Source organism: Larkinella knui, from assembly GCF_003858645.1.
Taxonomy (GTDB): domain Bacteria; phylum Bacteroidota; class Bacteroidia; order Cytophagales; family Spirosomataceae; genus Larkinella; species Larkinella knui.
Genome location: NZ_RQJP01000001.1, coordinates 23,931 through 39,615, shown reverse-complemented (window position 1 = coordinate 39,615; position 15,685 = coordinate 23,931). Strand labels below are relative to the sequence as shown.

At 49.0% G+C, this 15,685-nt stretch carries 13 protein-coding genes; 11 read left to right on the top strand and 2 right to left on the bottom strand.

Annotation, left to right across the window (positions count from 1 at the left end):
* Positions 1-38: 38 nt before the first annotated feature.
* Genes EHT87_RS00160 through EHT87_RS00145 form a run of 4 tightly spaced genes read left to right on the top strand, consistent with a single transcriptional unit; the run spans position 39 to position 4,666 of the window.
* Entirely contained in the window at positions 39-1,511 is a 1,473-nt protein-coding gene (locus EHT87_RS00160; protein ID WP_124902663.1) for an O-antigen ligase family protein, read from the top strand.
* Entirely contained in the window at positions 1,508-2,080 is a 573-nt protein-coding gene (locus EHT87_RS00155) for a gluconate 2-dehydrogenase subunit 3 family protein (protein ID WP_124902661.1), read from the top strand. The genes EHT87_RS00160 and EHT87_RS00155 overlap by 4 nt, the downstream gene beginning before the upstream one ends.
* 14 nt (positions 2,081-2,094) lie before the next feature.
* Positions 2,095-3,810 carry a GMC oxidoreductase gene (locus tag EHT87_RS00150; RefSeq protein WP_124902659.1) on the top strand — a complete coding sequence of 572 codons (1,716 nt, stop codon included), beginning with the start codon at positions 2,095-2,097 and terminating at the stop codon, positions 3,808-3,810.
* 7 nt (positions 3,811-3,817) lie between these two features.
* Entirely contained in the window at positions 3,818-4,666 is an 849-nt protein-coding gene (locus tag EHT87_RS00145) for a beta-1,6-N-acetylglucosaminyltransferase (RefSeq protein ID WP_124902657.1), read from the top strand.
* Between the two features lie 5 nt (positions 4,667-4,671).
* Here the strand turns inward: EHT87_RS00145 and EHT87_RS00140 are convergent, their stop codons facing one another.
* On the bottom strand, positions 4,672-5,292 hold the full coding sequence (locus EHT87_RS00140) for an acyltransferase (RefSeq protein ID WP_124902655.1): 621 nt from the start codon (positions 5,290-5,292) through the stop codon (positions 4,672-4,674).
* A gap of 17 nt (positions 5,293-5,309) precedes the next feature.
* A complete protein-coding gene (locus EHT87_RS00135) occupies positions 5,310-6,533 on the bottom strand; it encodes a glycosyltransferase (RefSeq protein WP_124902653.1) in 1,224 nt (407 codons plus the stop codon).
* Between the two features lie 534 nt (positions 6,534-7,067).
* Between EHT87_RS00135 and EHT87_RS00130 the strand changes: the two genes are divergently transcribed.
* From EHT87_RS00130 to EHT87_RS00100, 7 genes are read left to right on the top strand one after another with little or no spacing between them, the layout of a single operon-like run.
* Entirely contained in the window at positions 7,068-7,739 is a 672-nt protein-coding gene (locus EHT87_RS00130) for a TolC family protein (protein ID WP_185716105.1), read from the top strand.
* Between the two features lie 31 nt (positions 7,740-7,770).
* A complete protein-coding gene (locus EHT87_RS00125; RefSeq protein WP_229320752.1) occupies positions 7,771-9,981 on the top strand; it encodes a GumC family protein in 2,211 nt (736 codons plus the stop codon).
* A gap of 17 nt (positions 9,982-9,998) precedes the next feature.
* The gene (locus EHT87_RS00120; RefSeq protein ID WP_124902647.1) at positions 9,999-11,435 is read left to right on the top strand and encodes an MOP flippase family protein; all 1,437 of its coding nucleotides are present in this window, start codon (positions 9,999-10,001) and stop codon (positions 11,433-11,435) included.
* A complete protein-coding gene (locus EHT87_RS00115; RefSeq protein ID WP_229320750.1) occupies positions 11,432-12,580 on the top strand; it encodes an acyltransferase family protein in 1,149 nt (382 codons plus the stop codon). The genes EHT87_RS00120 and EHT87_RS00115 overlap by 4 nt, the downstream gene beginning before the upstream one ends.
* Before the next feature lie 40 nt (positions 12,581-12,620).
* Positions 12,621-13,457: a PKD domain-containing protein gene (locus EHT87_RS00110; protein ID WP_124902645.1), complete on the top strand. Its 837-nt coding sequence runs from the start codon at positions 12,621-12,623 to the stop codon at positions 13,455-13,457.
* Between the two features lie 25 nt (positions 13,458-13,482).
* Positions 13,483-14,373 (top strand): glycosyltransferase family 2 protein, encoded by an 891-nt coding sequence (locus EHT87_RS00105; RefSeq protein ID WP_124902643.1) that lies wholly within the window; start codon positions 13,483-13,485, stop codon positions 14,371-14,373.
* 16 nt (positions 14,374-14,389) lie between these two features.
* Positions 14,390-15,685 (top strand): T9SS type B sorting domain-containing protein, encoded by a 1,296-nt coding sequence (locus tag EHT87_RS00100; RefSeq protein ID WP_185716104.1) that lies wholly within the window; start codon positions 14,390-14,392, stop codon positions 15,683-15,685.

Genomic DNA, 15,685 nt, shown 5'->3' with positions numbered 1-15,685 from the left:
ATCGCAAGGACACCTTCGGGTGGCTCCAATCCGTAAAAATGGGTAATCAGGCTGCTTCCATATCCTACTCCATACAGAAAAACTTCTGGGTGTTTAGCCTGCTTGGTACGCTCATTGCCGTGGCATCCGGCTTTCTAATTGCCAGACTGGGAATACTGGGTTCGGCGGTCATTCTCATCCTGCCACCGGGGCTTCTGCTGGTGGGGGGTGTATTGGCCGAACCCAAGTTCGGATTTCTGGTGTATGTGCAGCTCAGTTTCCTGGTCAATGCGCTGGCCCGCTTTCTACCGATCAGCATTCCCTTCGGGATGATCATCGACGGGATTCTCGGACTAACGGTCCTGAGTCTGATCGTGAATAATCGGCGGCTGTCCTGGAAAAGTCTGCATCATCCGGCTTTTTACCTCGTGGGCCTCTGGTTTTTTTACACCGTTCTGGAAATCTTCAACCCCGAATCGCCCTACCGGGCCGCCTGGTTTTTTCACGCCCGCTCCTTTTCGCTGCACTTTTTCATTGTTACCTGTACGCTCCTGGTCATTGACCTCACCAGGGCGGATATCCTGATTATTCTGCGAACCTGGCTGATCTGGTCTTTTCTGGCTGCACTCTGGGCATTCAAACAACAGTATATCGGTCTGACTACCAACGAGATGATCTGGCTGAATTCGGGAGCAGCCTCGACACACATCCTGTTTGGCCACCTGCGCAGTTTCTCCTTTTATACCGATGCTTCGCAGTTCGGAGCCGAAATGGCGGCCGTATCGCTGCTTTGTTTTATCTGGAGTTTTGAAGCCGAAACCCTGCCCCGCAAGCTGGGCTATCTGTTCCTGCTGCTGGTTTATTTCTGGGGCTATGCGGTTTCAGGTACGCGCAGTGCCTTGTTTGTGCTGATTGCCGGGTACGGTTTTTATTTATTGATGAAACGGGATCTGATCAAAATCGCGATCGGTATCTGCGTGGCCGCTCCCCTGCTGTTTGTTCTGAAATACACCAACGTCGGAAGTGGTAACTATCAGATTCAGCGGATGCGGACCGCCCTGAATCCGCTGGAAGATCCGTCATTTTTACTCCGGCTAAAGAACCAGCAAAAACTGGCTAACTACCTGAAAGATTTGCCATTCGGTGCCGGCATCGGCACATCGCTCGACACCGGACAACGGTTTTCGCCCAATCACTGGGCGGCCCAGATTTCGCCGGATAGCTGGTATGTCGAACTCTGGATTGAAACGGGCCGCGTTGGAATGGTGCTCTACATCGCCATGCTGATTGCGCTGATTGCGATTGGCGTATACCGGGTCTGGCACCTAAAAGATCCGTGGCTTACCTCTACCATGCGGGGACTCCTGGCGGTATTTGTCGGAATTGCCGTCATGGGATACTCCAATCCGGTTCTGGGTCAATTTCCCACGAGTTCCATGCTGTTCATCAATGCACTTTTATTTACCACCTGCAACCGGTGGGATAAACCGACACCAAAAGTAAACGAATCACCTATTCCTCAACCTCTATGAAACGTCGCCAGGCCCTGTTGGGGATTACCCTTTTAAGTGCTGGCAGTGTGGCCTTCAGTAGTTATAAATGGCTTTCTTGGTACAAAAAACCCGATTTGGTTTACGTCCACAGCCAGAAAGAACTCCTGGCCGCCTTAGCCGAAACGATCATTCCGACCACCGATACGCCGGGCGCTATTGAAGCCGGCGTACCCGACTTTATCCTGAAAATGGTAGTGGAAAACACGATGACCGCTTCCCAAAACCGCTTTATCGACGGCTTGAAAGCGGTCGATCCCTACGCCATCAACCGGTTTGGAAAACCGTACGTAAAATGCACCCGGGATCAACAAAATGAAGTGATGCGACATTTTGAAAACGCAGGAAAACCGTTCGAAGGAATACCGGGAAAGGTAGAGCGAAAACTGATTGGCAATTCATTTTTCACGACATTGAAACAGTACACCTGTGTCGGTTATTTTACATCCAGGCTGGGAGCAACCCGGAGCCTGGCGTATGTGTTTACGCCGGGCGGCTACACCGGTTGCGTTCCTCTCATTACCGGACAGAAATCCTGGGCAATCCGCTAATTACGCTTTTCCCAATGATCCCCATTCATAGTATTAGTAAAGGAAAAGACGTGCGCACCTTCGACGCCATTGTGGTGGGTTCCGGCATCAGTGGAGGCTGGGCCGCCAAAGAACTCTGTGAGCAGGGACTGAAAACGCTGGTCCTGGAACGGGGTCGAAATGTCGAACACGTTATCGACTATCCGACAGCTGAAAAAAACTCCTGGGAGTTTCCATACCGGCTCAGTAGTGTGTTGCAGGACCGTCAGCAAAATCCGGTACAGAGCAGTTGTCCGGTGTATAACGAAGGCACCAAACATTTTTTCGTTAACGATCAGGAACACCCGTATATCCAGGAAAAGCCTTTTTCCTGGATTCGGGGCTACCAGGTCGGCGGAAGGTCGCTGACCTGGGCGCGGCAATGTTACCGGCTTGGCGAAATGGATTTTGAAGCCAATGCCAGGGAAGGGATCGCCGTAGACTGGCCGATCCGTTACAAAGAAATCGAACCGTGGTACGACTACGTTGAAAAATTTGTCGGCATCAGCGGGCAGGCCGAGGGACTTGCCCACTTCCCGGACGGCCAGTTTTTACCGCCAATGGAGTTGAACTGCGTGGAAAAACACCTCAAACAGCAGGTTAGCCGGCACTACAAGGACCGGATTCTTACCATTGGGCGGGTTGCCAATCTGACGCGGGGATGGAACGGTCGCGGGCCTTGTCAACACCGCAACCTTTGCAACCGGGGATGCCCGTTCGGGGGATATTTCAGCAGCAACTCAGGCACCTTACCCGTTGCCGCGGCAACGGGTAACCTGACGTTACGGCCTGATTCCATTGTGGCCGAAGTGCTGTATGACGAGCAAAGAAACCGCGCAACCGGCGTTCGGGTGATCGATGCGCATACCCAGGAAGTAACCGATTATTTTGCCCGAATCATCTTCCTCAATGCGTCGACCATTGCCACAACGTCGATTTTACTGAACTCCGTTTCGCATCGGTTTCCGAATGGATTGGGCAATTCGAGCGATCAGATTGGGCATAACCTGATGGACCACTTTATGATGGGCGGTGCACAGGGCGTATACGAAGGCTTTGAGGATCAGTATTATACCGGTCGGCGGCCCACGGGTTTTTACGTCCCCCGCTTCCGAAATATCAGTCCCGAAACGCAGCGCAAGGATTACCTGCGCGGGTTTGGTTATCAGGGGCGTGGTGAGCGGGCCGAGTGGGGCGACCTGTATCGCAACACGGCCGGTTTTGGAGAATCGCTGAAGGAAACCCTTACCAAACCCGGCCCCTGGAATGTGGTGATGGGTGCCTGGGGTGAAACCCTTCCCTACGACGATAACCGGGTAATGCTCGACGACACGGCGAAGGATCAGTGGGGTTTGCCGCTGGTGCGCATTAATTTTAAGTACCGCGAAAATGAGTTCAACATGCGGTCGGACATCAAAGACAGCGCGGCCGAAATGCTCGACCGGGCGGGTTTTAAAAAAGTGGAAAAGTTTTATTTTGATCAACCGCCGGGTTCGGCCATCCACGAAATGGGAACCGCCCGGATGGGCCGCGATCCGAAAACCTCGGTGCTCAATGCCTTTAACCAGATGCACGATGTCAAAAACGTGTATATTACCGATGGCAGTTGCATGACTTCGTCGGCCTGCCAGAATCCGTCGCTGACCTACATGGCACTGACGGCCCGGGCCTGCACCCATGCCGTTTCTGAAATGAAGAAATTAAACCTGTAGACGCCCCATGAAACTGGCCCATTTGATTCTGGCGCACGCACAACCCGATCAGCTAGACCGGCTGATTCAGGCCTTGCAGCACCCGGATGCGGACTTCTATATTCATGTTGACCGGAAAACCGATCTTGAGGCCTTTCGTAACTTGCTGAAACATCGGAATGTTTACTTCGTCAAAAAGCGGGAAAAAGTCTATTGGGGTGCCTACAGCATGGTTCAGGCCACCCTGAACGGTTTTGAGGAGATCATCGCGTCGGGAGTTCCGTACGGGTATATCAACCTCCTGAGCGGTCAGGATTATCCCCTAAAATCGCCGGATTTTATTCATGATTTTCTGGAAAAACAGGCGGGGACACAGTTTATGGACTATCTGTCGGTCATGAAAGAATGGCAGGAAGCGATTCCGAGGGTAAAAAAATACCACCTTATTCATTATTCCATTCCGGGAAAGTATGCCCTTGAAAAGCTGCTGAATACCGTCTTACCCGAACGTAAATCGCCGGAAAAGCTAACCTTTGTGGGTCGTTCTCAATGGTTTACGATCACATTTGAAGCGGTAAAGTACATCGTCCGGTATTTAAAAGAACATCCGAACGTCAGTCGTTTTTTCAAAATGACGTGGGGGGTCGATGAACTGGTTTTTCAAACCCTGCTGTACAATTCGGCTTTCAAACCCGCCATGCGGAATGATAACCTGCGCTACATCGACTGGTCGGAGGGCAAAGCCAGTCCGAAAACATTGACCGTGGCGGACGAAGCCCTTTTACGCTCTTCCGGCAAGCTCTTTGCGCGAAAATTCAACAGCACGACAGAACCCGAAATCATGGACATTCTGGATGCAAAATTCCTGACTGTCTGACACGTTCAAACGCGTACCACCGGTTTTACCCATATTTTTTCGGTAGTATCATATTGCTTCAGCAGGCGGGCCGGATTGCCACCGACCACAGAATACGGCGGAACATCCCGCGTTACGACACTCCCACCCGCCACCACCGAATGCCGTCCGATGGTGACTCCGGCTGTTATAACGACGTTGGCGCCAATCCAGCACTCGTCTTCAATCACAATGGGCCGGGTAACGACAGGCTGCTCCCGGATCGACCGGCTTACATCTTCGTAGGAATGATTCAGGCCCGACACCACCACGTGCTGGGCAATAATGACATCGGTTCCGATCGTAACCGGGCCAATCACCACCGATCCAATGCCGACTGTACACCGATCGCCGATTAAAACCGGTCCAACTCCGTTGTTGATAACACTAAAGGCTTCGATCACGCTGTGGGCTCCCAGGTTGAAAGGACTAAAAGGCAGCACATCCAGCCGCACCGACGACCGGATCATCGACGTCCGGTGCCGCTTGTGAATCAACGGGTTTACGAACCAGCTCACCCATCGCCGGGGCCGGGCTTCATGCCGGGGAATCAATAGCCAGTGGATCAGTCCTTTCAACCGGGGGTTGCGATCAATGAATTCTTTCATGCGATTGCCAGAACAAATCAGGTGGTTTGGGGCTGAGAAACAAGAAGTTGATCAATGGCATCGGTTAACGCGCCGACCGAGTTGGCCCAGGTATGTTCCCACGCAAAGGCAATCCGTTCTTCGGGTGTCGACAGGATTTTACCATTCAGTACGTCGGCAATCCGGGCGATAAACTGCTCCGCGTTTTCGGCCAGGTAAACGTGTTGATCAAACAGGGACATGGTTTCGGTTTTTCCCGCTACAACCGGTTTTCCCATCGCCAGGTATTCATCGATTTTTCGGGGATAATTGCCAATGGTTACTTCATTCAACACCTGCGGATTGATCAGGACGTCCATAGCAGCCAGATAAGCCGGTATTTGATGCGGTGATTTGGGCCCCAGAAAGGTCACATTCGGCAAGGCATTCAGCCGTTCGGTCGGAAACGAATCATCGGTGGCACCAATCAGAACGACCTGCCAGTCAGGCCGTTGTTTCGCAACCGTTTCGATCAGATTGCCATCCAGCCGTAGACCGGTGAGCGCACCGGCATAGCCGATTCGGGGTTTGGGTATGGAAGCGATATCCGCCGGGATCTCGTTGCTAGTCGCCGGATCGAACATTTTCAGATCGCACCCCTGCCCAACATACACCGACCGCGGATTATACCGGGCGGCCTGGTTGGCAAGATACAGGGAATTGCTGGCTACCAGATCGACCTTGCTCATCAGCAGCGGCTCCAGCCGTTCGCCGTGCCGTTTCCAGAAATCGACCGCCAGAAAATTGTCGCGCAGGTAGTACACATACACCTCCGGTTTGAGCAACTCCTTCAGATAAAAACCCTGCAACATATCGTTATCGTTGATCAGAACGAAGGATTTCCACCCTAACGACTTCACCGCCAGCCTGATCTCATTGGCCAGAATGGTTCCGTTGTAGCGGTTCGCCCAGTCGTAGAGGCTCGTATCAGGCAGCCAGTTGAAGGAACCCAGCAGGGATTTTGGCGATAAAACCCAGAGATTCTTTTCGGTTTCCACCAGGTGCTGACCCTTATTTTCGGCCACAAACGCATCGCGTCGCTGCGCCCGGCCCGATTTTTTCGAGAGTCGCGCCGACCAATCCAGCGGTTCATTGACAAACAACACCCGATGGTTTTCGGCCAAAGTCCGGGCCATATCCCGGATGTTACTCCCCAGCTGTTTTTCTTCCCAGGGCTGTCGGGATGTAATGACAAAATTCGTTGCGCCAGACGACTTATTCATGATTGAGTCCAATACGATTACAGCTTCTACTAAAATCTTATATTTTTACTTTAAATTTGTCTGACAAATAAGAATACACCAATGCTTTTCCATGAAGACAGAGCAAATAGTATGCTTAATTTTAAAAAGGGAAAACCATTGAACGGAGATGTTTGATAATTAAAAAGGCGTAGCGGACAAAAATCTTTCTAAAATAAATATCACCGGGCTACTCTATTCATATACGTTGTTAATTTTTATCTAAATAGTTGATTATTAGCAAATAAAATCATTGCTTCATTATTCCCCCCCGACCTTCAGATAAAGTAAGTATCCATAGAGTGGTATTATTTTTGCTATCTATAATCTGATATTTAGAACCAGTGACCGTTTACCGGCTGATCCTTTGAGATGACATCCAGATTATTGAAATTAGTATCCAGCGCATATCAGAAGGGTATTATCCTGCCTATTTGCTGTCTATTTATACCAACACTACTTTACGGACAAAACCCGGCTCTAGTTACGAAAACACCCGCTAATCAGCCGGCTTCGGTGTCCAATGATACCCTTTACCTGGACATTACCCAGGATTTGTCAACGCAGCTATTGCCCTTTGAAGAAATATACAAACTGGCCCTGACCAAATCGCCCCTGATTCGACTGGAGAATGAAGCAATTATTACCCAAAATGCGGAATACAAACTTTCTAAAATCCTGATTTTGCAGACGGCGACCGGTTTTACCAATTATTCTTTTGGGAATCAGTCCATTCTTTCGAACACGTCGTTTGGCGCGGACGCCCTGGGACAAATCGCCAATGGGTACAGAACCGGCATCGGGCTTCAGATCAGCCTCTATGATTTATTCAGTCGAAACACCAAAATCCGGCAGGCCCGCGCTAATTATCAGTCAGCTCTGATCCGAAAAGAACTGGTTGAACTCCAACTGAAAAAAGATCTGGTTACCACCTATCAGGATTTGATGACTTCACAACGGGTCTTGAAAATCCGGATTCAGGACGAACAGGCCGCGTTTGCGGTCTATCGGATTGCCGAATCCGATTCACAACAAGGCCGGCTCGATCCGAAAAGCATGGCAACGGCCAGTAATGGTTACGCACAAACGAAGTCGATTGCCGAACAGGCAAAGGGCGAATTTTTAAAAAACGTCTTCTACTTCGAAGCAACGGTGGGCGTCCCGATTCAACAGCTAAAACGTAAATAACCCAATTCCATCAATGACACCACGGGTCTTCTTGCGTCTCTTAAAACAGCATGCGCTCTGGTTTATTCTGATCCCCGTTCTGACGGCCGGTTCAGTCTATTATTTTACGAAAAATGAACCCCGGGTTTATAAATCACAGGCCACAATCTACACGGGTCTGGCTTCCGGGTATTCGCTGCTTTCAGACCAGCAGGCCGGTTTTATCGACCACTCGGCGGCTGCTTTTGAAAATTTATTGACTACGCTGAACTCAAAAGAAACGCTGCGTCAGATCGGTGTGGATCTGTTGACCCGGCATTTGCCACTCGAAAAACCGGACGGAAAAATCCTGTCGCTCCCGGCCTTTCAGGAGCTTCATCAGGCCATTCCGGAAAGTTTGCGTCTTTCGCTGGTCAAAAATGCCGATGAGGCTACCCTGCATGCCCGAATCGATAGTCTTTCGCGATCCTCTTCCGACAATCCCGTTCAGTATCTGCTCCTGAAATCATCCGCCTACTGTTCAATTGCCACCATTGGAAAGAAGCTAAAAGCCACCCGCCGAAGTCCCAGCGATATGCTGGATCTGGAGTACGAATCCAATGATCCGGCCGTGGCCCAGCAAACGCTGAGCAATGCCATTGCGATTCTCAATAAACGGTACACAACCCTGAAAACCGCCGAAACCAACTCGGTGGTCAATTATTACGAAGACAAGGCGAAGGAGTCGAAGAAGAAGCTGGATGAGGCAGAAAACAAACTTCGCTCGTTCAGCGTGGAGCATAAGCTGTTGAATTTTGAGGAAGAATCGAAAAATGTAGCGGCTTCGCGGGAGCTTTTTTCCGGTGATTACAACAAGGAGTTGATGACCAACAAAGCCGTAAAAGCCTCCATGGATGCCTTGAACAAGCGCATGGGGCAGCAAGGTGCGCTCCTGCTGGCCAACGGGGATCTGAAAGCCAAACAAAACGATCTGTCCGACGCCCAGAGTCAGTTGGTCAATGCGCAGGCCTACGGACAGCCCCAGAATGTGATCACCCGTTTGCAAACCCGGGTCGATCAGGCTTCGGAAGCCTTAAAAACGACCGCCCGGACCTACACGGCGGCCGAAAGTTCACCCGAAGCGATTCCGCAGCGCACGCTGCTGAACGAATGGCTGGAAAAGGTGATCGATTTTGAAGAATCGTCGGCACGACTCGAAGTATACAAATCCCGAATGGGGGAATACCAGACCAAAACGGAGGAATACAGTCCGCTGGAATCCGAACTTCGCCAGTTAAACCGGGACCTGACGCTGGCCGAAAAAGACTACCTGGCGTCGGTTCAATATCTGAATCAGGCTGTTACACACCGCCAGGATATTTCGGTCGATGGGGCCCTGACCATTCTGGACCCGCCCAATTTCCCCTACGATGCCCAGTCCAAACGCTGGCTGTTTATTGCGCTCGGCTTCGGCATCGGCTTGTTCATTGCCATGTTGCTCACAGCAATCCGATTCTGGATCGACCGCCGGATCAGTTCGCCGGAACAAGCCGAGACGCTCATCGGCCGACCGGTTGCCGCCGTTTTTCCGACGGTTCGCAAATTCTCGATCGACTCGAAAGCCGGCCGTACCGCCTTGAGCATGTTCGAGCAACTGTGCAATGCGATCAACTTTGAAATTGTAAAAACCACCGCAACAAAGCCGTATCCACCCGTCATCACGCTGTTCAGCGTCCGTTCGAAACAAGGAAAAACGTGGGTTGCCAACAGCCTCGGCCGGATGTATGCCGAAGCAGGGCAGCAAGTGGCATACTGTTATCCGCGCCTGACCGACGAGCAGCAGAAAGTGGAACAGGAAGGCATTACCTTTTTCCCGTATACCCGGCGCTCCGACTTGATGAACGTCACGGAAATCGACTACCTGTTCGATGAGCAGACGAAATTCGATGCTTCCCAATTCGACCGGATTATTCTGGAAATACCGGGGCTGATCAGCAACCCGATTCCGGTGTACCTGATCAACCAGAGTACGGTTTCCATACTCGTTACCGATGTCAACAGCATTTGGGCGCGGACCGAGCGGAAGCTCCTGGAGATGTATCTAAAAATAGCCACCCACACGGTCGTGACCGTACTTAACCGGGTGGATACCAGCTATCTCGACGCACCCAGCAAGGCTGATGTCCAGCAAAGACCGATTCAGCCGGAGCATTCTATAGAAGTTCAACGCACCCTTCGTTCGCTGGAAAACCAACGGACGCTTCAATACGGAAAACTAGCGTAGCCGATTTTTAAAGGAATATGAGTACGAAACAACAGGCCATCAGTGGCGGGAAATGGATCACAATTTCCACCGTAATTTCGACGGTGTTCCAGTTTCTGCAGGTTTCCATTCTGGCTCGAATTCTGGAACCGTCGATTTTTGGCGTAGTTAGTGTCAGTACGCTGATCATTAATTTCTTTTTTATTTTTAGCAATCTGGGCTTTTCCAATTCGATAATTTCGAAGCAGGAAAGCGACCCGAAAGTCCTTTCAACCCTGTACTTTATGGGCTTGATTCTGGGCGGAACGGTTTTTTTAATTGTCTACTTCAGTTCTCCGCTCGTTGTTTCTTTTTATCACGAACCCCGGCTCGACAAAGTCATTAAACTCGCGTCATTCTATTTTCTTATTAACTACCTGGGGCAGATTTTCCTGTTCATTCTGCAGAAGGAACTGCAATTTAAATCCGTTGCCATTATCGAAATCATCGGCACGTTTACGGGAACGTCAATTGCCATTGCCATGGCCTACAACGGTTTTGCCGAAACCTCATTGATCATTGGGTATCTGATTATGCACGTCGTCCGGACGGCTTTATCGATCATCCTCGGTTTGAAATATTTTGTTCCGTCGTTTTATTTCAACATCAGCATCATTAAAGAACACCTGCGGTTTGGACTCTTTAATGTTGGCGACGGTTTGATCGGTTTTATTCAGGGAAATGCCGATAACATTATCGTTGGAAGTTTACTGGGCGTCACCTCGCTGGGGTATTACACCATCGCTTATCAATTAGCGGTTTTTCCAATCAATAAACTAAATCCTATCATTTTGCAGGTGGCTTATCCGGTATTGGCGAAGATGAAAGGGAATGACCTGGAATTAAAAAACTCGTATTTAAAAATTCTGGATATTATCAGTTATCTTAATTTACCGCTGCTGGCCGGGCTCTACATCACCGCCGAAAGTGTCGTTCCCTTGTTTTATGGACCGGGTTGGGAGAACACGATCCCTCTGATCAAGATTTTTGTTTTCCAAAGCTTTTTTGGTTGCCTGGCTCACCCGCTTTTTACGCTGGCTTTCACCAAAGGGAAACCCAATCTACTATTTTATTTAAACCTGGTGACGTTAGTAATCAAGGTTCCCTTGCTGTATTTCTTCGGAAAATACTGGCACGTAACGGGTATCGCTTTCTCCTATCTGACTACAACATTTATCAGTTTAATTCTTAACTTCTACATTGCCAATTCATTGATTGGAAGCTTTATCAAAGAATTTTTTGCCAATATCATCAAACCGCTCAGTTTCTGCCTGTTGATGGTCTTAACCATATTTGCCTACAAATACTTTGTGGGTTACTTAGGCATGTTGAATACCATAGCAGAAGTAATCATTGGCGGTTTAATTTATTTAACATTGACGCTGATGTATAAAGTATCACTCCTGGAAATAAGAACATTCAGACAGTCTTTATGAAAGCCGGCCAGAATCAAATCATGAAACATCGGTTCCAGGTTCTGGATATATTCAGAGGTATTTTTGCCTCGATGGTTGTTTTATTTCATGTATCGCCATTTGCAGATACACCCTTACTCAACAATAATTTCGTTGACAACTCCGATATGTTTGTTGACTTCTTTTTTGTTTTAAGCGGTTTTGTCATCACCTATAGTTACCCTTCGATGGCTACTGGAGCCGAATTTGGTACCTTTATAAAGAAAAGGCTATTAAGAATCTATCCGCTACACGTTATCCTACTCATTTGCTTTTTACTAATCGAAAACATTAAGCTCTATTTTGCTTCCTATATTCACATCAATCAGCCTTTTAACGAGAGTAATAACGTTTTAACGTTTTTCACTTCACTCTTTCTGCTCAATTCTGTAAAAATCCCCAGTGTCCACGATGTGAGCTGGAACATCCCGAGCTGGTCAATCAGTGCCGAAATGGTATCTTATCTGCTTTTTGGTACTGTGTTGGTCACCTTATTCAAAAGCAAATTGCAGAACATTAAATACGGTTTATTTGCCCTTTTGCCCATCCTTTCTATTTTCAGTATAGCCTCAATAACGGGTCGTTATGAAATAAACTACAGTTTTGACTACGGCTTTTTAAGGGGAATCCTGGGTTTCTTTACGGGCTCCGTCTGTTATTACGTTTTTAAACATTTTTATCCATTTCTCAGCACTGTAAAAACAGGTATCTTTTCATTTTTTGAAATACTCGCGCTACTGACCCTCGCAACAATGATCTATTACGGATCGGTATTAAAAGGAATAGGGTTTGTGTATGAGTTTATTTTCTTTCTGGCCATTCTCGTCTTTTCATTTGAACGTGGTATTCTCTCCCATTTTCTAAAAAAATCTGTTCTTTTAAAAAATATCGGAACGTACAGCTATTCGATCTATATGACGCATACGCTCCTGTTGAGTCTGTTCAATGTAGTTTTTATCCGGTTGTTTAAACTCCCGCCTTCTGCGTATGTATACCTGGTTTTTCTAAATTATTACCTGATCTATCTGGTTTCAAGATGGACCTATAATAACATCGAGATGCGGTTTAATAAAGGAATAAAACCGGTTCATTTTGGAAGAAAAAAGGTGATATCAAAAATAAGTTAACGTTAATCGAGTACCTGTAAGTAGTAAAAAGTCTCCAGTCATGAAAAGAAGGTTAAATGATTTTATTTATACGGTAATTTATCTCATTGCTTTGGTATCCTTTACGATCAGTTGTCAGCCGGCGATTACCCCCCAACCCGTCGCTGATTTTTCGATTGAAAAAGTTACCGGATCACCGGGAAAAATAAAACTGACCAATAAATCTCTGAATGCCAAACGGTATCAGTGGACGTTTGGTGACGGACGGGCTTCGACGGATGAGGCCCCGGAAATAGAATATAAAACCGACGGAACGTACACCGTTGTATTAACGGCAAAAAATGATGTTGGTGAAGATCAGGTTTCCAATAGTGTGGAGATTGGCGGTCTGGTAAAATACGTGACGGCTGGTTTCGATTTTGCGCCGATTAGTGGTTCAACAAACCGAATCCAGTTTACCAATAAATCGGTCAATGCCAGCCGGTATCAATGGGAATTTGGCGACGGCCAGGCTTCGACGGAAGCCAATCCCGTGATCGAATTTAAAGCAAACGGTATCTATTTTGCGCGATTGATAGCGAAAAATGGAAACAGCACGGACGAAGTTTCCCGTAGCGTTACGATCTCCGGAATACCAACATCGGGAAGCGTTATGTTCTGGACCAACGGTCGGGGCGACGGCTCCGATATTGAAGTCTACGTAGCCAACGCCATGCAGGGCGTTATCAATACCTTTCAGGCATCCGGAACACCAGCATCCTGTGGTTTGGATGGGTACGTTACATTCCAGAATACCGACGGTAATTACAGCTTTTATGCCCAGTCCAAAACCCGTTCCTGGTCGGGTGTTATAACGGTTAAAAATGGAGAATGCCGGATGAAATTGTTACCTCAATAAGTTAGAAACTCAACACTGTAAGCCCGTGAGCAATCTACTTTTACCAGACTGGCTTTCTAAACATTCGTTTGTTTATTATCCAGAAAACGTTCCTGCGGGGCAACTCAAGGATTTACGGAGCCGGCTTGCCCAGTTCAACGTTGATAAACCGGAAATTTCCATTGTAATCCCGGCTTACAACGAAGAGGCTAATTTATTGCATACGCTATCGTCGCTGGCCGACCAGAAAGTTTCCCGACCCACGGAGCTTCTGGTGGTCAACAACAACTCGTCTGATCGTACTCAGGAGCTTCTCGACAAGTGCGGGGTCCGTTCCATTATCGAACGTCGGCCCGGTGTTGCGTTTGCCCGTCAGGCGGGTTTGGAAGCGGCCCGGGGCATTTACATGGCCAATGCCGATGCGGATTGTCTGTACCCATCGGGCTGGGCCGAAGCCATAACGGCCCCGCTGCATAACCCGGAAATTGCCTGTACGTATGGGTTGTATTCGTTTTTACCCAGCCAAAACTCGTCCCGTCTGGCCCTGTGGGGGTACGAAATGACGGCTCAACTCGTCAACCGCATTCGAAACCGGCATCAAGAATTCATGAATGTATACGGTTTCAACTTTGCCTTTCGCCGGGCCGACGCCCTGGCGGTCGGCGGTTTTGCGCTGGATAGCGGCCGCGAAGGATCGGTGGCGGAATTGGTGGCGGCCGGAATCAAGCCCCCGCCATCGGGCAAGTGTGAAGACGGCTGGATGTCGCTTTCCCTGCAACAGGAAGGCAAAGGCCGCACCGTTCGGGTCACCGATCCGAATGCCCGGGTCTGGACCAGCGACCGGCGGTTAATCGCCGATGGCAGTCTCAGCAAAGCGTTCACGACCCGGGTCAGGCAGGCGATGCCCTTTTCGGCCTCCGGTTCCACTTCGTCCTGATCCGACTGAAAACGTTATGGTCAATTATCGGACGGTGTTGTTGAAGACTATTTTAGTGGTAACGACCCTTTTTACTGGCTATGTAAAAACCAGTTACGGGCAAGCCTGTACTGGAATTTTAGGCGAAGCGATTATCAATGAAACCTTTGGCAGCAGCGTTTTAACACCCCTGGAAACAGGCAAAACAACTTATCAGTTTGTGTCGGATCGCTGCCCCGGAGATGGTGAATATATCCTGGCGAATTCGACACATTGCTACGGTTCGACCTGGCACACGGTACTGGAAGATCACACGCCTGATGACGCCAATGGGGTGATGGCCATTGTCAATGCTTCGTATGAATCCGGCGAGTTTTATAATCAGTCGGTTTCGGGCTTATGCAATGGCATAACGTACGAATTTTCGGTTTGGGTTTTGAATTTAATGAATCCCATCATGGCCAACGGATGCAATCCCATTGAGACGGTGCCATTGGACCCAAACATTACGATGAAAATTGAACGAGCCGATGGCAGCAGCATTCAGACGATCAATACCGGGTCAATCGGGCGCTCGGCAACGCCCACCTGGATTCGGTATTCCGTCTTATTTACGATGCCGGACCAGGGGAATACGGTGGTGGTGAAGCTAGTCAACAACGGACCGGGCGGTTGCGGCAATGATCTGGCCCTGGACGACATCCAGTTCCGGCCGTGCCATCCCCTGCTCCGGATTGGCTACGACGGAAACACCCGTTCTACGCTGGATGTTTGCGCGAATACGACGCAGTTGGTGACCTCAACGCTGGGGCCAGGCTATGACAAACCGGTATATCAATGGCAGGAGAGCACGGATAGTTTAACGTGGAAATCGATTCCAAACGCTACCGGTCCATCGTATTTAATTCAGGTAAGCTACCCCGGTAAGCGGTATTACCGGCTGGTCTGTACGCAAGTTCCGAATACACTGACGGATCAGAACAGTTCGTGTAAGGCCACGTCCAATTCGCTAAGCCTGACCCCCATCGAATCGGCAGAATGCTCGGGGCCTAAAATTCACGTACCGGCGTCATTTACACCCAATAATGATGGCCAAAACGACGTGTTAATGGTGTATCATAAAGCTAATGTTGCGTTTGAAATGCAAATTTTTAATCGCTGGGGAAGCGTCATTTTCAGCACCGATACGATGGGGTCCCGATGGGACGGAACGTATTTGGAAAAACCCTGTCCGGAAGGCGTTTATCCCTGGAAAATAAAGTACTGGGCTACCGACCCGAACCGGAAAACCAGCGACTATTTACAAACCGGCCAGGTTTTGTTATTGCGTTGA